The organism is Telluria sp. RT2P19, from assembly GCF_059685725.1.
In genome coordinates this window covers 37570-58698 of record NZ_JCASIL010000010.1, presented here as the reverse complement: position 1 = coordinate 58698, position 21129 = coordinate 37570, and the positions used below count along the sequence as shown (strand labels likewise).

General features: G+C 65.1%; 13 protein-coding genes. 1 reads left to right on the top strand and 12 read right to left on the bottom strand.

Annotation, left to right across the window (positions count from 1 at the left end; genetic code table 11):
* Positions 1–9: 9 nt before the first annotated feature.
* The 12 genes from AC56KW_RS13840 to AC56KW_RS13785 all read right to left on the bottom strand — a co-directional run bounded on the left by AC56KW_RS13840 (position 10) and on the right by AC56KW_RS13785 (position 18662).
* The gene (locus AC56KW_RS13840; protein WP_497171265.1) at positions 10–1722 is read right to left on the bottom strand and encodes a RecQ family ATP-dependent DNA helicase; all 1713 of its coding nucleotides are present in this window, start codon (positions 1720–1722) and stop codon (positions 10–12) included.
* Between the two features lie 510 nt (positions 1723–2232).
* Positions 2233–3807, bottom strand: a complete 1575-nt coding sequence (ahpF, locus tag AC56KW_RS13835) for an alkyl hydroperoxide reductase subunit F (protein ID WP_497171264.1) — start codon at positions 3805–3807, stop codon at positions 2233–2235.
* A 105-nt stretch (positions 3808–3912) separates the two neighbouring features.
* Positions 3913–4476, bottom strand: coding sequence for an alkyl hydroperoxide reductase subunit C (ahpC, locus tag AC56KW_RS13830; protein WP_005662712.1), 564 nt, complete (start codon positions 4474–4476; stop codon positions 3913–3915).
* A 478-nt stretch (positions 4477–4954) separates the two neighbouring features.
* Entirely contained in the window at positions 4955–6166 is a 1212-nt protein-coding gene (locus AC56KW_RS13825) for a hybrid sensor histidine kinase/response regulator (RefSeq protein ID WP_497171263.1), read from the bottom strand.
* Positions 6163–6768: a chemotaxis protein CheB gene (locus AC56KW_RS13820; protein WP_497171262.1), complete on the bottom strand. Its 606-nt coding sequence runs from the start codon at positions 6766–6768 to the stop codon at positions 6163–6165. The genes AC56KW_RS13825 and AC56KW_RS13820 overlap by 4 nt, the downstream gene beginning before the upstream one ends.
* The gene (locus tag AC56KW_RS13815; protein WP_497171398.1) at positions 6765–7556 is read right to left on the bottom strand and encodes a CheR family methyltransferase; all 792 of its coding nucleotides are present in this window, start codon (positions 7554–7556) and stop codon (positions 6765–6767) included. Before AC56KW_RS13815 ends, AC56KW_RS13820 begins: the two co-directional genes overlap by 4 nt.
* 35 nt (positions 7557–7591) lie before the next feature.
* Positions 7592–11086: a response regulator gene (locus tag AC56KW_RS13810; RefSeq protein WP_497171261.1), complete on the bottom strand. Its 3495-nt coding sequence runs from the start codon at positions 11084–11086 to the stop codon at positions 7592–7594.
* Between the two features lie 273 nt (positions 11087–11359).
* A complete protein-coding gene (uvrA, locus tag AC56KW_RS13805) occupies positions 11360–13894 on the bottom strand; it encodes an excinuclease ABC subunit UvrA (protein WP_497171260.1) in 2535 nt (844 codons plus the stop codon).
* A 78-nt stretch (positions 13895–13972) separates the two neighbouring features.
* Positions 13973–15220, bottom strand: coding sequence for a glycosyltransferase (locus AC56KW_RS13800; protein WP_497171259.1), 1248 nt, complete (start codon positions 15218–15220; stop codon positions 13973–13975).
* A 23-nt stretch (positions 15221–15243) separates the two neighbouring features.
* Positions 15244–15780, bottom strand: a complete 537-nt coding sequence (locus AC56KW_RS13795) for a pyridoxamine 5'-phosphate oxidase family protein (protein WP_497171258.1) — start codon at positions 15778–15780, stop codon at positions 15244–15246.
* A 122-nt stretch (positions 15781–15902) separates the two neighbouring features.
* Positions 15903–16382, bottom strand: coding sequence for a cyanophycin metabolism-associated DUF1854 family protein (locus AC56KW_RS13790; protein WP_497171257.1), 480 nt, complete (start codon positions 16380–16382; stop codon positions 15903–15905).
* The gene (locus tag AC56KW_RS13785) at positions 16383–18662 is read right to left on the bottom strand and encodes a cyanophycin metabolism-associated ABC transporter (protein WP_497171256.1); all 2280 of its coding nucleotides are present in this window, start codon (positions 18660–18662) and stop codon (positions 16383–16385) included. It abuts the gene before it with no gap.
* 298 nt (positions 18663–18960) lie between these two features.
* Here AC56KW_RS13785 and AC56KW_RS13780 point away from each other — a divergent pair, with 298 nt between their 5' ends.
* Complete coding sequence (locus AC56KW_RS13780; protein WP_497171255.1) at positions 18961–21129, top strand: cyanophycin synthetase; 2169 nt, start codon at positions 18961–18963, stop codon at positions 21127–21129.

Sequence of the window (21129 nt, the reverse complement as noted above, 5' to 3'; positions counted from 1 at the left end):
TGGCACCCCTTAGCTGGCCACCTGGTCGAGGAAGTCGGCGATGAAGTTGCGGCTTTCCCCGTCCGGGAACTCGACCGTCACCTGCTCGCCGGCGACGGCGACCACGACGCCTTCGCCGTACTTCGACGACCTGGCGCGCGCGCCGACCTCGAACTTCGGCTTGGGCGCGTCAAGCGCCGGCTCGCGATCGAACTCGTCGTCGCGGATGACGATGTCCTCGGGCAGGCTCATGACGGGCGGATTGAGGCAGTTGTCGCACTTGCAGCACTGTTCGAAACCCGGCGCCGGGTCGCCGAAGTAATCGAGCATCAGCTTCCAGCGGCAGTAGCCGCTGACGGCGTAGCCGACCATCTGGTTCAGCGCTTCCTTGTCGTGTTCCTGCTTCTGGACATAGACCTGGGCCAGGCGCGCGAACACGCCGGGCCGCGGCTCGGTCGCGCTGGCGATGTACTCCAGCTTGCGGTTCTGGCGCAGCAGCTTGGCGTCCTTGAGCAGCTTGAGGCAGACCTTGATGTTCGAATCGGCGATGTCTTCCAGCGCGGCGTCCAGGCGCTTGAGGCTCACCGGTCCTTCTTCGCCCAGGGTACGCACGCTGGCATGCACCAGTTGCAGCTCCTCGGCATCCGGATAATGCTTCATCAGGAAGAACTGCTGCAGGCGCTTGTCGTCCTGCAGGAACAGCAAGGTGCACTCGGCGTCCAGGCCATCACGCCCGGCGCGGCCCGACTCCTGGTAATACGACTCCAGGTTGGCCGGGATCTGCAGGTGGATCACGAAGCGCGTATCGCTCTTGTCGATGCCCATGCCGAAGGCATTGGTCGCCACCATCACGCGTCGCTCGCCTTCCATGAACAGGTCCTGGTTCAGCTTGCGCTCTGCCGCCGACAGCTTGCCGTGGTAGAGCGTGACCGATTCGCCGGCTTCCTCGAGCACGGCCAGCATCTCTTCGGCCACCTTGATGGTGGCGGCGTAGACGATGCCGACGCCGGCCGTCTCGCGCACGAGCTTGAGCGCCTGCTCGTATTTTTCGCGCGCGCTGGTCACCTGCTGCACGCGGTAATGCAGGTTGGGACGGTAGATGCCGGTGTTGATGACGTTGAGCTTGCGGCCCAGCTGCTTGCCGATGTCGGCGATCACCTCGTCGGTCGCGGTGGCGGTCAGCGCCAGTACCGGCGGGCGGCCAATCGCTTCGATCGCCGCGGCCAGGCCGATGTAGGCCGGGCGGAAATCGTGGCCCCACTGCGAGATGCAGTGCGCTTCGTCGATCACGACGATGTCCAGCGTCACCTTGCGCAGCACGTCGATGAATTCGGGCGAGACCAGCCGTTCCGGCGTGCAGAACACGATCTCGCACGATTCGCTGGCGATGGCGTCGATGGCGGCGTGTTCTTCTTCGGCGCACAGGCTGCTGTTGACCTGCACCGAACGGATGCCGATCTCTTCGAGCTTCTCGAGCTGGTCCTTCATCAGGGAGATCAGCGGGGAGACGACGACCGTGATCCCTTCGAGCATCTTGGCCGGGATCTGGTAGCACAGCGACTTGCCGCCGCCGGTAGGCATGATGGCGAGGGTGTCCTTGCCATCGAGTACGCTGTCGATGACGCGTTGCTGGCCATCGCGCAGGTGCGCGATGCCGAACACGCCGTTGAGAAGGCGTCGGATGGTGTTGCGGCGCACGGCGAGCAGGCCGCGGTGCATGAGAGTGGGGTCGTGTCGGGTCATGGTGATACCGACTTTATTAGCACGGCGATAACTCGACCATAGGACTCAACCTACTTCAGGCGTAGGACGTCAACTTTTGGCGGGGTCGCAACGTTAATAGGCTAGTGCTAAGCTGATTGTGTCAATTGTGCGACACAGTTTTGCGACAGGCGTTAGTCCTACAACAGGACGGATAGTTGACCGATGCCGCCTGTCCCGCCAGCCATTTACTATCGTGTCCATCATTCACAGCTTTGCTACTTCAGGAGAACCATCATGTCTCGCCGCCCTATGACGTGGACCGCAGTCCATCTGGCCCTTGCCAGTGCTGCCACATGGTTCTTGCTGGAATCCGGCGCCCTGTCGTCCGCCTTGCTGTTCTCGTTCCACTGACGTCTCTAGCGTATTGGCGGCAACGCCACCGACGCGTGGTCGTCGGCGCCGCCAACCGACGTACGAAAAACGCCGCGTCCCACAGGGAGGCGGCGTTTGTTCTTCTACAGCAGCGGGCCTTGCGGGCCCGCTTTCCCATCAGGCGGCTTTCTGCTCTTCCTCTTCCTCTTCCACCGGCAGGCGGATCAGGTGATCGAAGGCTGCCAGCGACGCCTTGGCGCCCTCGCCCACGGCGATCACGATCTGCTTGAACGGCACGGTGGTCACGTCGCCGGCGGCGAACACGCCCGGCAGCGAGGTGTGGCCGCGTGCGTCGACTTCGATCTCGCCATGCGCCGACAGGTCGATCGTACCCTTGAGCCATTCGGCGTTCGGCACCAGGCCGATCTGCACGAACACGCCTTCCAGGTCCACGCGATGCAGTGCGCCCGTGGTGCGGTCCTTGTAGCTCAGGCCGTTGACGATCTTGCCGTCGCCATGGATCTCGGTGGTCTGGGCCGACTTGATCACCTTGACGTTCGGCAGCGAGACCAGCTTGCGCTGCAGGACCGCATCGGCGCGCAGCTCATTGCCGTACTCGATCAGGGTGACTTCCTTGACGATGCCGGCCAGGTCGATCGCCGCTTCGACGCCCGAGTTGCCGCCGCCGATCACCGACACGCGCTTGCCCTTGAACAGCGGGCCGTCGCAGTGCGGGCAATACGCCACGCCATGGTTCTTGTACTCTTTCTCGCCCGGCACGTTGATCTCGCGCCAGCGGGCGCCGGTGGCGATGATCACCGACTTCGACTTGAGCACCGCACCGCTCTCGGTATGCACTTCGATCAGCTTGCCACCCACCAGCTTGCTGGCGCGCTGGGTATTCATGATGTCGACGTCGTAGTCCTTGACGTGCTCTTCCAGGGCGACGGCGAACTTCGGACCGTCGGTGGCCTTGAGCGACACGAAGTTCTCGATCGCCAGCGTATCGAGCACCTGGCCGCCGAAGCGGTCGGCCAGTACGCCGGTACGGATGCCCTTGCGGGCGGCGTAGATCGCGGCTGCCGCGCCGGCGGGCCCGCCGCCGACGATCAGCACGTCGAATGGGTCTTTCTGGCTCAGTTCGGCTGCCTTCTTGGCGCCGCCGTTGACGTCGATCTTCGACAGGATCTCTTCGACGCTGGTACGGCCCTGGCCGAAATGCTGGCCGTTCAGGAACATCATCGGCACGGCCAGAATCTGCTTGTCTTCCACTTCCTTCTTGAAGACGCCGCCATCGATCGTCACGACCTTGATGCGCGGGTTAATGACCGACATCGTGTTCAGTGCCTGCACGACTTCCGGGCAGTTATGGCACGACAGCGAGATGTAGGTCTCGAATACGTAGTCGCCGTCCAGGGCTGCGATCTGGTCGATGACGGATTGTTCCAGCTTGATGGTATGGCCGCCGACGTGCAGCAGGGCCAGCACCAGCGAGGTGAATTCGTGGCCCAGCGGGATGCCGGCGAAGCGCACGCCGATATCGGTGCCGACGCGGTTGATCGCGAACGACGGGGTGCGCTCATTGGCTTGCTGGCGCACTGTGATCTTGTCGGACAGGGCTGCGATCTCATTGAGCAGCTCATCCATTTCGCGCGATTTTGGCGAGTCATCCAGCGATGCAACCAGCTCAATCGGCTGCACCACTTTTTCCAGATAGGCTTGCAACTGTTTCTTGAGGGTTGCGTCCAGCATGATGTATTTTCCTTTTGTTTATCTACTTGTACTTGCACAGACCGGGCGTGCAACGGGCCGCCGCAGCGGCCCGTTCACGGGTGCTACTTGACTACTGCTTAGTGCTTAGATCTTGCCGACCAGGTCCAGCGACGGGGTCAGGGTTTCCGCGCCTTCGGTCCACTTGGCTGGGCAGACTTCGCCTGGGTGCGAAGCGACGTACTGGGCTGCCTTGACTTTGCGCATCAGTTCCGATGCGTCGCGGCCGATGCCGTTGTCGTGCACTTCCATGATCTTGATCTGGCCTTCCGGATTGATCACGAAAGTACCGCGCAGTGCCATGCCTTCTTCTTCGATCATGACTTCGAAGTTGCGCGACAGGACGCCGGTCGGGTCGCCGATCAGCGGGTAGTTCACTTTCTTGATCGCGTCAGAGGTGTCGTGCCATGCCTTGTGGGCGAAGTGGCTGTCGGTCGACACGCCGTAGACATTGACGCCCAGCTTTTCGAATTCAGGCTGGAATGCTGCCAGATCTTCCAGTTCGGTCGGGCAGACGAAGGTGAAGTCGGCCGGGTAGAACATCACCACCGACCAGGTACCCTTGAAGTTCTCTTCGGTCAGGTCGATGAACTTGCCGTTGTGGTAAGCGGTTGCTTTGAACGGCTTGATCTGGGTGTTGATGAGGGACATGTAATCTCCTGTTTGGGGGTTGATGAAACGTATGACAAGCAGTTTACCGCCCTGCCCGTCGTTTGTGAAATTGATTGATTAGATATTCTTGATTGATTTTAGCTATCAGTCAAGTATTACTCTGTCACCCTGGCAACAGAGCGGCTCAAACCAAACGCGGACAGTGTGTCGCAAATAGCAAGCGCCTGCAACCGCCGTCTTGCTTGCCCTCCCCACAGGCAATAGCCCAACAATGAGGGTCAGAGGAGATTTATTGGCCAATTTCTCGGCAGATAACCAGTGTCGGCGTCGAATACCGCGAAGTTCAGCGCTCGTGCACGTCGTTCCCGCGAAGGCGCAAACCCAACGTCTGCGAACGTCCTCGAGACGCCTGCAACCCAGGTTCCCACCACCGCGGAAACGACGTCCTGACTAACTCAGGAAGGCGCCGCGGCTTGACTGAAGGGCATTGGGCCCGCCCCCATTACTGGGTGGCGGGTCAGAAGTCGGCTTCGGCGCAGACCGGCACGTCGGTGCAGGGCAGGACCAGGCTGAAGACCGAGCCTTCACCGGGCTTGCTGGCGACGCGCAGCTCGCCGCCGTGGGAGATGGCGAGCTGGCGCGAGATGTACAGGCCCAGGCCAAGCCCCTTCGGTTCGCCGTTGCGGGCGCCGCGTTCGTAGGGCTCGAAGATGCGCTCCAGGTCCGAGGGGGCAATGCCCTTCCCCTGGTCGCGCACGTCGATCCTTACCATCTCGCCGTCGCGCTCGACGCTGACCTCGACCGGCTGGCCGCAGCCGTAGCGCATGGCGTTGGTCAACAGGTTCACGATCACCTGCTCGACGCGGAACTCGTCCCAGCAGCCGGTCACGCCATCGTGCGCACGCAAGGTCAGCGAGCTGCCGGTCGTCGCCGCCTGCAGCGACAGGTCGCTGACCACGCGCTCGAGCAGGCACATCAATTCCACCTTGGCCGGACGGATCGACAGCTTGCCGCTACGCATGCGCGAGACGTCGAGCATGTCGTCGATCAGGCGGATCATCGACTTGATCTGGCGTTCGTCGCGCTGGACCATCGCTTCCATCTGCTGCGGACCGAAAGCCGCCATATTGCCGCGCTTGATCTGCAGGCTGCGCATCTGCGTTTCCAGGAACAGCGTGTTGAGCGGCGTGCGCAGCTCGTGCGCCACCAGCGACATGAATTCGTCGCGCATGCGCAGCGAGCGCTGCAGCTCTTGCTGGGTCTGGTTCAGCTCGCGCAACAGCACTTCCTGCTCGTGCCGGCTCTGTTCCAGCGCCAGCACCTGGCGCCGGGTCTCGCGGCGCTGCTGGTCGAGCGCGACGAAGACATTGACCTTGCTGCGCACCGCGTCGGCATCGAGCGGCTTGTACATGAAGTCGACCGCCCCGCTCTCGTAGCCCTTGAAGGCGTAATCGAGCTCGCGCCCGGCCGCCGACACGAACACGATCGGGATGTGGCGGGTGCGGGTCGTCGAGCGCATCACCTCGGCCAGCTCGAAGCCGTCCATGCCCGGCATCTGCACGTCGAGGATGGCCAGCGCGAACTCGTGCTCGAGCAGCAGCGCCAGCGCCTGTTCGCCCGACGCCGCCTGGTAGATGGTGCGCTGATCGTGACGCAGCAGCGCCTCGAGCGCCTGCAGGTTCTCGGGCAGGTCGTCGACGATCAGTATCTTGCTTGGGTCCTGGCTCATGGGGTCTCCAACAGGGGCAGCACGCTGCGAATCGCCTGCAGCGGCAACACAAGGTGCGGTGCGCAGCGCCGGATTGCCTCTCCGGGCATGGTACTGGCCTGCGCTTCTTCAGGGTCTTGGACGATGGTGAGGCCGCCGCGCTCGCGGATGCGGCACATGCCTTCGGCGCCGTCGAAGTTAGCGCCGGTCAGCAGTATACCCGCCAACGCGGATCCATACACGTCGGCGGCCGATTCCATCAGTATATCGATTGCCGGCCGGGCGAACTGCACCGGCGGCTCGCAGCTGAGCGAGAAGCTGCGATCCTGTTCGACCGACAGGTGGTAGCCGGCGCCGGCGAAATACACGGTGCCGGACTGGATCGGTTCCTTGTCCCGCGCCTCGCGCACGGGCAGGGCGGTGCGCATGGCGAACAGCTCGGCCAGGCGGCTCTCGCGGTCCGCAGGCACGTGCAGGATGCAGGTCACCGCCGGCGCGAAGCCTTCCGGCAGCGCAGGCAGCAGGCCGACCAGGGCGTCGACGCCGCCGGCCGAGCCGCCGATGACGACCATCTCGATGCGGCGTGTTCCCAGCGCCGCTGCCAGTTGCTGCTGCAGACTCACGGCGACACCTTGCGGAACAGGCGCTCGCGCTTGGCCAGCGGTTCGAAGCGCTCGGCATAGCTCGAGAAGTCGATGCTCTCCTTGCTGCCCAGGCCCAAAAAGCCGCGGTGGCACAGCGAATCGTGGAACAGGCCGAGCACGCGGTCCTGCAGGCGCCGGTTGAAGTAGATCAGCACGTTGCGGCAGCTGACGAAATGGGTCTCCGAGAACACGCTGTCGGTCGACAGGCTGTGGTCGGCGAAGGTCACGTTATCCATCAGGCTGCGCTCGAACAGCGCGCCGCCATAGGCCGCCGTGTAATAGTCCGAGAACGCGGCCTTGCCGCCCGACTTCTGGTAGTTCTCGGTGTACAGGCGCATGCGCTCGAGCGGGAACACGCCGCGCCGCGCGGCGTCCAGCGACTCGGGGTTGATGTCGGTGGCGTAGATGATGCTGCGCTCGAGCAGCCCTTCTTCCCTGAGCAAGATGGCCAGCGAATACACCTCTTCGCCGGTGCTGCAGCCGGCCACCCAGATCTTCAGCGACGGATAGGTCTTGAGGAAAGGCGCGACCTGCTCGCGCACCGCCAAGAAATAATCCGGGTCGCGGAACATCTCGGTGACGGGGATCGTCAGGTATTGCAGCAGCTGGGCGAAGCCGTTCGGCTCGTGCAGCACCTTCGACTGCAGCTCCGACACCGTCTCGCATTCCATTTCGCGCATGGCGACCAGCACGCGGCGCTTTTGCGAAGCGCCGGTGTAGTCGCGGAAGTCATAGTTATACTTCAAATAGACGGCTTCGACGAGCATCCGCAGCTCGATGTCGAAGTCGGTCGGCGGATGGCTCAAATTCTCTCCAGGGTCGGCATCCAGACCCGCAGCAGCGAGTACAGGCGCGAGAGGTCAATCGGTTTGGCCAGGTAATCGTTGGCGCCGGCGGCCAGGCACTGCTCCTGGTCGTCCTTCATGGCCTTGGCGGTGATGGCGATGATCGGCAGGCGGTCGAAGCGGCCGTCGGCGCGAATGCGACGCGTCGCCTCCAGGCCGTCCATGCCCGGCATCATGATATCCATCAGCACCAGGTCGATTCCCGGCACGTCGTCCAGTTTGGCGATCGCTTCGAAGCCGTTGCGGCCGACTTCGACCCTGGCCCCGCGCTGCTCCAGCGCCGAAGTCAGCGCGAACACGTTGCGCACATCGTCATCGACCAGCAGGATGGTGCGGCCTTCGAACACGCGGTCGCGCCCGCGCACCGCCTTGAGCATGCTCTGGCGCTCGGTCGACAGCTCGGACTCCACCTTGTGCAGGAACAGCGTCACTTCGTCCAGCAGGCGCTCCGGCGAACGGGCGCCCTTGATGATGATCGAGCGCGAGTAGCGCAGCAGTTGCGCCTCTTCGTCGCGCGTCAGGTTGCGCCCGGTGTACACGATCACCGGCGGGAACGAGCATAGCTCTTCCTGCGACATGCGCTCGAGCAGCTCGCCGCCCTGCATGTCGGGCAGCTTGAGGTCGATGATCATGCAGTCGAAGACATCTTTTTTCAGGTAGCTCAGCGCCTCGGTGGCGGTGCCTACGGCCGCGATCTCGACGTCGTCGTCGGCGATCAGGGCCACCACGCTCTCGCGCTGGCGCTCGTCGTCCTCGACCAGCAGCACGCGCTTGATCTTCTGCGTCGATTTCTCTTGCAGCTTGCGGAACACCTCTTCCAGGTCTTCGCGGCTGGTCGGCTTGAGCGCATAGCCGATCGCGCCCAGGTGCAGGGCTTCGCCGCCGTTCTCGATGCTCGAGATGACGTGCACCGGGATGTGGCGGGTCGACGGATTGTCCTTGAGCTGCTGCAGCACGGTCAGGCCCGAACGGTCAGGCAGGCGCACGTCGAGCAGCACGGCGTCGGGACGCTGGCTGACGGCCAGCGCCAGGCCTTCGTCGGCGCTCATCGCCACCAGGCAGCGGTAATCGAGTTCGCGCGCCAGGTCGTACAGGATGCGCGCGAACGACGCCTCGTCCTCGACCACCAGCACGGTGCGGCGGCCATTGGCGGGCTTGTCGCGGTCATCCGGGAAGCTGTTGAATGGCTCGGCGCTGGCCGCGGTCGCGGTCGCGGTCGCCGGGGCCGGGGCCGGGGCCGGCGTCGGCGCCGGGATGTAGTGCGGCAGCGGTGCCGACGCCGTCGGCAGTTCGGCCGGCGCCGGCACCGCCGGGATCCCGCGCGGCAGCACCAGGGTGAACACGCTGCCCTCGTTCGGTGCGCTCGCCACGGCCACGCTGCCGCCCAGCAGGCGGGTCAGGTCGCGGGTGATCGACAGGCCCAGGCCGGTGCCGCCGAAGCGGCGGCTGGTGGTGCCGTCGGCCTGGTGGAAGGCGTCGAAGATCTTGTCCTGCTGGTCCGGCGCGATGCCGATGCCGGTATCCTGCACGCGGAAGGCGACGTCGCCTTCCGGCGTGGTCGACACGGACAGGCTGACCGAACCGAGTTCGGTAAATTTCACCGCATTCGACAGCAGGTTCTTGAGGATCTGCTCCATGCGCTGGCGGTCGGTATGCAGGCTGGGCGGCACGCTTGGCTCGACATTGATCTTGAACTCGAGCGACTTCTGGCGCGCCAGCGGCTCGAAGGTGCGCGCCAGGCCCTCGACCACGCGCCGCACCGGCACGTCTTCGGGCACCAGTTCCAGCTTGCCCGCTTCGACCTTCGAGATGTCGAGGATGTCGTTGATCAGCTGCAGCAGGTCGTTGCCGGCAGAATAGATCGTCTGGGCGAAGCGCACCTGTTCGTCGGAGAGGTTGCCGGCGCTGTTGTCGGCCAGGAGCTTGGCCAGGATCAGGGAGCTGTTCAGCGGCGTGCGCAGCTCGTGCGACATATTGGCCAGGAATTCCGACTTGTAGCGGCTCGCGCTCTCGAGTTCGACGGCGCGGTGCTGCAACTGCTCCTGCGCCGATTGCAGGGCCGAGTTCTTCATGTCCAGGTTCAGCGCCTGTTCGGCCAGCTGGTCGTTGGTGGTACGCAGTTCGGCCTGCTGATTCTCGAGCGCCGACTGCGATTCTTCCAGCGCGCGCGACTGCTCTTCCAGTTCTTCGTTGGCGGTGCGCAGCTCTTCCTGCTGCACCTGGAGTTCTTCGTTCAGGGTCTGGCTTTCTTCCAGCGCGTCCTGCAGGCGCTGGCGATACAGCACGGCCGCCATGGCGGCGCCGACCGACTGCGCGATAAAGCCAAGGAATTCGCGGTCACGCTGTTCCACCGGACGCAGGAAGGCGATCTCGAACACGCCCTTGACCTTGCCATGGTTGTGGAACGGCGCGATGACCACGGCACGCGGCGCCGTCTCACCCAGGCTCGAACCCACCTTGACATAGTCGGGCGGCAGCTGGTCGAGCACCATCAGGCGGTTTTCCTCGGCCGCCTGGCTGGCCAGGGTGGCGCCCGGAGCGATGATCTCGGCGCGTTCGGTCTCGGCATGCTTGAAGCCATAGGCGCCGATACGGCGCATGGCGCCATCGTCGCTGCGCACGTACATGGCGCCGATCACGCCGCCGAGGTACTTGACCACATAGGGCAGCAAGGCGTCGGCCAGCGGCTCGAGGTTGATCTGGCCGGCGCTGCGCATATTGAGTTCGTTCTGGCCGGTGCGCAGCCAGTCCTGGTGGCGCAGCTTCTCGTTGTGTTCGGCCTCGTGCGCCAGCACGTCGTTATAGGTGTCCGACAGGCGCACCAGCTGGCGCCGGCCGAAGGCGGCCAGGCTGGCGCCGACCACGGCGCTGAGCAGCAGGAAGATCGCCACCGACCAGAACGTCGTGCTGCGCGCGGTATCGCTGCGCTCCTGCAGCAGGCGCGATTCGCTGGCCAGCACCAGGTCGAAATGACGGCGCATCTCGTCGGTCAGCACTTTTCCGCGACCGCTGGTCACTGCATCGATATAGGTCACATCGTTCGCGCGGCGCCGCTTGATCATTTCCTGGGCAAAGCTCTCCCATTGCTGCTGGACCTGGCCGATGCGGGTCACGCGATCCATCTGGACCGGGTTGTCCTTGACCAGCTCGCCCAGCGATGTGATGCTCGTGTCCATTTGCCGGGCCGACAGCGTATAGGGAGAAAGGAATTCCTCGTCCCCCGCCAGCAGGTAGCCGCGCATGCCGGCTTCCATTTCGGCGGACAGCTTGCGGATCTCGTGGGCGTTGCTGATCACCTTCTGGGAATGCTCGACCCAGGTCAGGTTATTGATCAGGTAGGCAATAATGCCCACGAACACAATCGCACTGAGGATACTCATGCCCAAAGGCAGCGCGACGTTGCGCGTAAGAATGCGGCGAAACTCGCTGTTTTCGATGGTTGGACCGGCCATGCCTGTTGATATGTTAGAAAAAAAATATCCTCAGTGTAACTCAAATGTGAAATTTGGCGCGCACTGAAGTAGCACGGTCGTGCGCGGGCGTGCGCCCGCCTGCGAAGCTGGCGATATTATCAAAATCGACACACTCTTGGCGCACCGCTGGGCATGCCGGGCCCGGGTGCGCGCCTTGGCTCGGGTGCGCGCCTTGGCTCGGGTGCGCCTTGGCTCGGGTGCGCCTTGGCTCGGGTGCGACTTGGCTCGGGTGCGACTTGGCTCGGGTGCGCCTTAGCTCAGGTGCGCCTTCAGGTAAGGGGCCGTGCGGCTGGTCTTGCTGCGCGCGACGTCCGCCGGCGGACCGGATGCCACGATGGACCCGCCTTCGTCCCCCGCCCCGGGCCCGACATCGATCACCCAGTCGCTGCCTGCCACCACCCGCATCGTATGCTCGACCACGATCACCGTATTGCCGGCATCGACCAGCCGGTTCAGCTGCACCATCAGGCGGTCGGCGTCGACCGGGTGCAGGCCGGTGGTCGGCTCGTCCAGCACATACAGCGCATTGCCACGGGTGGCGCGCTGCAGTTCGGACGCCAGCTTGATGCGCTGCGCCTCGCCGCCCGACAATTCGGTGGCCGGCTGGCCCAGGCGCAGGTAATCCAGGCCGACCTCGCTCAGCACTTCGAGCGAGCGTTCGACCACCGGTTCATCCTTGAAGAATTCGATCGCCTCGCCCACCGTCATGCCCAGCACCTCGGCGATGTTCTTGCCGCGATAAGTCACCGCCAGCGTCTCGGCGTTATAGCGCGCCCCTTCGCAGGTCGGGCATGGCGCATACACGCTGGGCAGGAACAATAGCTCGACCATCACGAAGCCCTCCCCCGCGCAGTGCTCGCAGCGGCCCTTGGCCACGTTGAACGAGAACCGGCCGGCGTCGTAACGCCGCTTCTTCGCATCCTTGGTTGCGGCAAAGAGTTTCCTTACCTGGTCGAACAAGCCCGTGTAAGTCGCCAGGTTCGAGCGCGGCGTGCGGCCGATCGGCTTCTGGTCGACCCGCACCAGCCGCCGCACGCCCTCCATCCCGGACACGATGCGTCCCTCCAGCGGAAGCGCTTCGTCGCGCTCCAGGTCCGGCTCGTCCGGGGGTTCCTCGTGCGCCACGCCGCCCTGCCCCAGCGCGCTGCTCACCAGCTCGACCAGCACCTGGCTCACCAGGCTGGATTTGCCGGAGCCCGACACGCCCGTCACGCTCGTCAACACGCCGAGCGGGAAAGCGACTTCCAGGTCGCGCAGGTTGTTGCGGTGGACGCCTTCGAGCGTCAACCAGCCGGTCGGCGCGCGCGGGGGACGCTGGGGCGGCGGCGCCTCGCCGAACAGGTAGCGCCGCGTCTGTGATAGTTCAACCTTGCGCAGTCCTTCCGGTGCGCCGCTATACAGGACCTGGCCGCCACGCTCGCCGGCCAGCGGGCCGACGTCGACCAGCCAGTCGGCTTGCCGGATCACGTCCAGCGCATGCTCGACCACGAACAGCGAGTTGCCGGCCGCCTTCAGCTGGGCCAGCGCGTCGAGCAGCGCTTCGGTATCGGCCGGATGCAGGCCGGCCGAGGGTTCGTCGAGCACATACACGACTCCGAACAAGCTCGAACGCACCTGCGTGGCCAGGCGCAGGCGCTGCAATTCGCCGGGCGACAGGGTCGGCGTGCTGCGCTCCAGCGCCAGGTAGCCCAGGCCCAGCGCCAGCAGCACGTCCAGGCGCGCGACCAGGTCAGCCGCGATGCGGCGGCGCACGATCAGTTGCTCGGCGTGCAGCGCCTTGTCCGGTTTGTCCTTGCCCTCGGCGTAGGGCTGGAGCAGTTCGGCCAGCCGGGCCAGCGGCAGGCGCGCGATCTCGGCGATGTCATGGCCGGCGAAGGTCACCGACAGCGACTCGCGGCGCAGGCGCTTGCCTTCGCATTCCGGACAGGCGTTGCTGACCATATAGCGCGCCACGCGCTTTTTCATGGATGCGCTTTCGGTATTGGCGAAGGTCTGCATCACATAGCGCCGCACGCCGGTGAACGTGCCCTGGTAGCTGGGCGTGTCCTTGCGTTTGAGCGCGGCGCGGGTTTCCTTGGGCGTGAGCCCGGCGTAGACCGGAACCGTCGGGCTGTCGTCGGTGTACAGGATCCAGTCGCGGTCCTTCTTCGGCAAGTCGCGCCACGGGGTGTCGACGTCATACCCCAGCGTGACCAGGATGTCGCGCAGGTTCTGGCCATGCCAGGCCGGCGGCCAGGCGGCAATCGCCCGCTCGCGGATCGTGAGGCTGTCGTCCGGCACCATCGAGCGTTCGGTCACGTCGTAGATGCGACCCAGGCCCGAGCAGCGCGGGCAGGCCCCTTGCGGGGTGTTGGGCGAGAACGACTCCGCATACAGCAGTTCCTGGCCCCTTGGATAATCGCCGGCGCGCGAGTACAGCATGCGCAGCGAATTCGACAAGGTGCTGACGCTGCCGACCGACGAGCGCGCTGTCGGCGTGCCGCGCTGCTGCTGCAGGGCGACGGCGGGCGGCAAGCCTTCGATCTCGTCGACCTCGGGCACCGGCATCTGGTGGAACAGCCGCCGCGCATAGGGCGAGACCGATTCCAGGTAGCGCCTCTGGGCTTCCGCATACAGGGTGCCGAAGGCGAGCGAGGACTTGCCCGAGCCCGAGACCCCGGTGAATACCACCAGCTGCCCGCGCGGGATATCAAGGTCGACGTTCTTGAGATTGTGTTCGCGCGCGCCGCGTACGTGGACGTAGCCGTCCTCGGCCATGTTCTTCATGTTCGGTTTCTTGCCGGGCATCTGCCCTCCAGCGTCATCGGGAAGGCTTCATTGGACGCCCGCGCGCGCCCGACGTCGGTGCGCTCGCCAACAATGTGCTCAAGCCAGGGCTTCGAGTCGCTGGCACAGGCCGTCGATGCCGGACTGACCCGCGAAGCGGGCTGCGACCTCGGCGCAGCGCGCCGCCACCTGCGCGTTGTCGACGACCTGCTGCAGGGCCCGCGCCATGCGTGCCGGCGTGACCCGCGCCGCATGCAGGCTCGCGCCCGCGCCCATCGCCACCACCCGCGCTGCGTTGTCGAACTGGTCGTGCGCCAGCGGCACGATCAGTTGCGACCGGCCTGCGCGCAAGGCCTCGGCCGTGGTGCCGATGCCGCCGTGGTGGACCAGGGCCGCCACATGGGGCAGCAAGGCTTTCAGCGGTACATAGGCCTGCCAGCAGACAGCCGGCGACAGCGCGGCCGGCAACTGGTCATGGTGCGGCGTCAGGAAGATCGCGCGCAAGCCGAGTTCGCGCGTCGCCTGGGCCGCCGCCTCGAAATAGGCGCGCGCCTGGCGGTTGCCGGTGCCGGGCGTGAACACGACCGGCGCCTTGCCCGCATCCAGGAAAGCGCGCAATTCGGCGCTCGGCGCGGCGTCCGGATCGGGATCGTACAACGGAAAACTCGCCTGGTACAGGGGCTGCGGCCAGTCCGGCGGCGGCGCCGCGAACCAGGCCGGGAACAGCGCGACCGACAGGTCGGCAATGGAGGGAATATAGTCGACCAGGCTGTCCACCTGCGGCAAGCCCCGCTCCACGCGCGCCTTGTTCAGGCCGGGCAGCGCCACCGGATCGAGAAAACGCCCGGCCAGCGCACGCCATAGCCAGCGCCGCGCGCCATGCGGCACCCAGCCAGGCACCGGCCAGGGGCCGAGCAGCAAGGGATCGTGCACGGTTGGCAAATTGGAGGGCGCCAGGTAGGCCGCTGCGATCGTCAAGCCGGGACAGGCATGGCGGCACAGGTCGGCCTCGGGCAGCGCCAGCGGGTGGACCAGCAGCACCCGGTCCTCGTTCGGCTGTTCGCTGGCGAGTGCCTCGACCACCTGCGGCAGCCGCGCCATGGCCGGCCTTGTCGCCTCCCACACCACGGCCAGGCCGCGGGTGGCGTGCCACAGGTCGGGATGGTCGAGCACCGCCATGTCGGCCGGCAGGCCGTGGAAGGTCAGCCCGGCCGCGTCGACATGGGGCGCATGCTGTTGCGGCCCGAGAAAATCGACCCGGTGACCACGCTCACGCAGTGCGCGGCCAATCCAGAGGAAGGGGAACAGGTCGCCGGCCGAGCCGATCGTCGCCAGGATGAAATGCACCCGCCCGCCTCCCCTCTTCCATGTCAGAACGACAGTGTACCTTCGATCGAGTCGTCGAGCGTCTTGCCGATCACCGCGCCGACGGCCACCTTGACGCCGGCAACCGTGTCGCCGTGCTTGTTGTCCCAGTAGTAACCGGTCCTGGGCGTGATCTTGATGACGGTGATGCGGGGGTCGTCCTCGCCTTCGGTGAACCACGTCTTGAGCATCGGGTTCCACAACTGCTTGATGCGCGCCTTGTCCTGGGAAACCTCCGCATGGCCGTCCAGCTCCAGGAAACCGGAATGCTTGCTCGCCTGGAAGAACAGCTTCACGGACGGATCGGCCCGCAGCTCCTGGTTCTTGTAGCTGTCGATGCTGCTCAAGAACCAGATCGCGCCGGCGTCGTCGGTCTCGCGCACGCTCATCGGGCGCACGCCGCGGCTCGGGCCTTGCCCGTCTCCGGTGCAGAAAAAGCACGCGTCGGCGTCGTCGATCATGTCCTTGATGCGCTCGATGGCGTCGACGCCGCCGAGGTCGCGGCGGTTTTCCTCGGGTTGGTTGCGGTTGATGGAATCCATTGTCATCTCCTGGAAGCATGGCCGTGTGGCCGATGAGATGACTGTAGCGGGATCGCCAGCCGCGGTATGTGGGTGGACGAACGCTGGACCGACTGACCGTCCAGCGCCGGTTCAAACCTGGGTCAGAGGAAGCGGTCCAGGATCTTGCGGCTGTGCCTGTCGATCTTGAACATATCGCGCACCAGGAAGTTGATGCCGTGGCTGTCCGCCACCAGCAGCGACGCCTCGCCGATGCGGCGGATATCCTCGTCGACCTTGAGCACGAACTCGGTGTCGCCGCGGTCGGTCCTGACGCTCCAGGTGCAGGGGGTGGCGAAGCTCGAGACATCCTTGATGGCCAGGATCTCGGGAATGAATTCGCGGCCCTCGATCTCTTCATGGATCAGGGTGCGGATATCCGCCGGCATGTCGGCCAGGTCGTCGATCCAGGCGACCTCCTTGCCGCCGTCGCGCACCAGCGAGATGCCCCTGGTCGGCGCCTGGATCGGGAAGGCGCGCACCGGCGTCACGCCGACCCACTCTTCGCCGTTTTCCAGCGTGATGACGAGCTTTCCAAAACTGTCGCGGCGCAGCTGGAACGGGATGGTTGAAACGGTACTCATTTAGGCGTCCTTGTCGTCCAGGTCCTGGTCCACGTTGCGCGCCTGCGCCTCGTAGAGCCGGTGGTAGGCGCCTTCGCGCGCCATCAATTCGTCGTGGTTGCCCTCTTCGACCACCACGCCGCGGTCCAGCACCACCAGGCGGTCGGCCCGGTGCAGCGTCGACAGGCGGTGCGCGATGGCGATCGTGGTGCGGCCCTGCACCAGGTTGTCGAGCGCCTTCTGGATCTCTTTTTCGGTCTCGGAATCGACCGACGACGTGGCTTCGTCCAGGATCAGGATCGGCGGATCGATCAGCAATGCGCGCGCGATCGAGATGCGCTGGCGCTCGCCGCCCGACAGTCCCTGGCCGCGCTCGCCGACCATCGAATCGTAGCCCTGCGGCAGGCGCAGGATGAATTCGTGGGCGTGGGCGGCGCGCGCCGACGCGATGATCTCTTCGCGCGTCGCATGCGGCTTGCCGTAGGCGATATTGTCGGCAATCGTGCCGAAGAACAGGAACGGCTCCTGCAGCACCAGGCCGATATTGCGGCGGTAGTCGGCCACCGCGAACGAGCGGATATCCTGGCCGTCGAGCAGGATCGCGCCTTCGGCCACATCGTAGAAACGGCAGATCAGGTTCACCAGCGTGCTCTTGCCCGAGCCACTGTGGCCGACCAGGCCGACCATCTCGCCGGCCTTGATCTTGAGCGAGATGCCGCGGTTGACCGCGCGGTTACCGTAACGGAAACCGACTTCGCGCAGTTCGATATTGCCCTCTATCTTGTCGACTTTCACGGGATTGGCCGGGTCCGGCACGCTCGACACGTGGTCGAGGATATCGAAGATGCGCTTGGCGGCCGAGGCCGACTTCTGCGTCACCGACACGATACGGCTCATCGAATCCAGGCGCACGTAGAAGCGGCCGCTATAGGCAATGAAGGCCGACAGCGTGCCGACGGTGATGTCGCCGCGCGATACCTGCCAGATACCGAAGCACCAGATCACCAGCAGGCCGAGCTCGGTCAGGAAGGAGACGGTCGGCGAAAATAGCGACCATACCCGGTTCAGCTTGTCGTTGACGGCCAGGTTGTGCTTGTTGGCTTCGCGGAAACGCGCTGCTTCGCGTTTTTCCTGGGCAAAAGCCTTCACCACGCGGATGCCGGGAATGGTATCGGCCAGAACATTGGTCACCTCGCCCCAGACGCGGTCGATTTTCTCGAAACCGGTGCGCAGCTTGTCGCGCACGATATGGATCATCCAGGCAATAAACGGCAGCGGCAGCAGGGTCACCACCGCCAGCAAGGGGTTAATCGTGAACAAAATAATGCCCGTCATCACGATCATCAGCACGTCCGACAGGAAATCGAGCAGGTGCAGCGACAGGAACACGCAGATCCGGTCCGAGCCGCTGCCGATGCGCGCCATCAGGTCACCGGTGCGCTTGCCGCCAAAAAATTCCAGCGACAGCCGCATCAGGTGTTCATAGGTGGTCGAGCGCAGGTCGGCGCCGATGCGCTCGGACGCCAGCGCCAGCACATAGGTCTTGGCCCAGCCCAGCAGCCAGGCCAGCAGCGCGGCCGCGAACAGGCCGCCCATATACATATAGACAAGGCTGGTATCGATCTGCTGTCCGTTCTGGTACGGGATCAGGACATTGTCCAGCAGCGGCATCGTGAGGTACGGCGGGATCATGTGCGCGCCGGTCGAGCCCAGCATCAGCAAGAATCCCAGCAGTAATTGCCCTTTATACGGCTGGGCGAAGCGCCACAGCCGGAACAGGGTCCAGGTCGACGGCGGCGTATGCAGCACTTTCTCGCAGATCGGACAGTCTTCCTGGTCCGGCTCGAGCGGCGCCTTGCAACTTGGACAAGTATGCTGGTCGGGCGGCTGGACGGCGATGCCGGTGGCAACGCTCTGGACCTGGTCGCGGAAATGGTCGGCGACGCGGATTGCGTGCAGGTTCTGGCCCAGGGTAAAGCGCCAGGCGGCCAGCAGCTCTTGAGCGTCGACCAGTTCCAGGTGGCCCACGCCGGCATGGTCGTGGTGGCGCAATTCGGTACCGGCGCGGTGCGGCCAGTCGCGCCACTGGGTCGCGCCCGGCGCGCGCGCCAGCAGGCGACGGTTCGTCACCAGCACCAGGCCTTTTGAAAAATGTAATTTCGCGTCGAGGTCAACCTCCACGCTGCTTAAAACGTTTTCCCCTGGTGCAAGCTGTTTCGCGACGTCACTTTGCCACAGTTCAGGTACTGAACTGGCCGCAAGTAGCAGCGACGATGGAATAGCAGGTTGTTGAGTTGTCATGTATTGCGCCCGCTAGCAGGCTGTTGTTCTATGAGGGTGGACATGGCGCCGGCTCGGCGATGCACGAGGACCGTCGTTACGCCGTTGCGTGAAACGCTCCACAGAGCGCTAGAACGTTTCTGGGTATCGTTTGGATGACACGGAAAACGTGTAAATAGGAATGTTGCGGCGCAGCAGGCCGGCAAGTGTACACGCATGGGCCGTACACGGCCGACTTTTCGGCTCCGTTTTAAGTAGTCAGGCAACCAAGGACAAGTCGCCAGCGCGAAGAGAGGCGTTCGGCGGCAAAAGCGATTACATGAACAAGAAGAACGACATCAAATTCCTGCGCGTGACGTATCTGCGCGGACCGAATATCTGGACCTACCGTCCGGTACTCGAGGCCTGGCTCGACATCGGCGAGCTGGAAGACTACCCATCGAACCTTCTGCCCGGCTTCACGGAGCGCCTGACCGCCTGGCTCCCCGGACTGGTCGAACACCATTGCGGCGTCGGCCACCGTGGCGGCTTCCTCGAGCGCCTGCGCGACGGCACCTGGGCCGGCCACATCCTCGAACACATCGTGCTCGAAGTGCAGAACCTGGCCGGCATGAAGACCGGCTTCGGCAAGACCCGCTCGACCGGCGAGCACGCCGTCTACAAGATGGCCTTCCGCACCCGCGATGAAACCGTCGGCCGCGCCGCGCTGGACGTCGCCCACCGCCTGCTGATGGCCGCGATCAACGACGAGCCGTTCGATCTTTCCAGCGCGGTCGCGCGCCTGACCGACATGGTCGACCGCCACTGCCTGGGCCCGTCGACTGCCCACATCGTGGACGCCGCCATCGAGCGCCGCATCCCCGCGATCCGCCTGACCGACGGCAACCTCGTGCAGCTCGGCTACGGCGCCTTCCAGCGCCGCATCTGGACCGCCGAGACCGACCGCACCAGCGCGATCGCCGAAGGTATTGCCAGCGACAAGGACATGACCAAGTCCCTGCTCTCTTCCTGCGGCGTGCCGGTGCCGGAGGGCGCGATCGCGCGCAGCCCGGAGGACGCCTGGGATGAAGCGCAGGATATCGGGCTGCCGGTGGTGGTCAAACCGATCGACGCCAATCACGGCCGCGGCGTGTCGCTCAACCTGCTGACCGAAGCCGAAGTCAAGGCCGCCTATACGATCGCATCGGTGGAGGGCGAGAGCAAGTCCGTACTGGTCGAGCGCTACGTCACCGGCAACGAACACCGCCTGCTGGTGGTCGGCCGCAAGGTGGTCGCTGCCGCGCGCGGCGAGTCGGTGTGGGTGACCGGCGACGGCCGCCAGGACGTGGTCGCGCTGTGCGACACCCAGATCAATACCGACCCGCGCCGCGGCGAGAGCGAAGAGTTTCCGCTCAGCCCCGTCAAGCCGCGCGAGAGCGAGGAAAACCAGCTGCAGCTCCAGCGCCAGGGCTTGACGCCCGACTCCGTCCCTGCGGATGGCCAGAAAGTGCTGATCCAGGTAAACGGCAACGTCGCCGACGACGTGACCGACCTGGTGCACCCGGACGTGGCCCGCGCCGCCGCCCTGGCCGCGCGCATCGTCGGCCTGGACATCGCCGGCATCGACCTGGTGTGCGAGGACATCTCGCGGCCCCTGGAAGAACAGCGCGGCGCCATCATCGAGGTCAACGCCAGCCCGGGCCTGCTGGCCCACATGAAGCCGGCCAGCGGCACCCCGCGCAACGTCGGCAAGGACATCGTCGAGCACCTGTTCGCCGAACAGGCGACGGCGCGCATCCCGGTGGTCGGCGTGACCGGCTCCAAGGGCTGCAGCCTGATCACGCGCCTGGTCGGCTGCCTGGTCAACATCACGCGCAAGGAAGTCGGCGTCGCCAACGGCGAAGGCCTGTACCTGAACACGCGCACGATCTCGCACCGCGACTCGACGGGCGTCGAGGCGGCCCAGCGCATCCTGATCAACCGGAATGTCGAGACGGCCGTGTTCGAGTCCAACGCGCGCTCGATCCTGGCCGATGGCCTGCCCTACGACCGCTGCACCGTGGGCGTGGTGACCGACATGAACGGCATCGAGGACGTGGCCGAGTTCTACATCCGCGACCAGGATGCGATGCGCAACGTGATCCGCAGCCAGGTCGACGTGATCCTGCCGGAAGGCGTGGCGGTGCTGAACGCGGCCGACGACGCCGTCGCTGGCCTGGCCGAGCTGTGCGACGGCGGCGTGATCTATTACGCGGTCGACGAGAATAACCCGACCGTGGCCGCGCACCGCCAGGCGGGAGAACGCGTGGTGTTCGCCCGCGATGGCCGCATCGTGCTGGCCGCGGGCGAAGCCGAGACGCCGCTGATCGCGCTGGCGGCGATGAAGCCGTCGACCGTGAAATACCCCGAAAACGTGCTGGCCGCCGTGGCGGCCGCGTGGGCCCTCGGCGTGCCGAGCGACCTGCTGTGCGGCGGACTGCGCGCCTTCGACGCGACGCCGAAGAAGTAA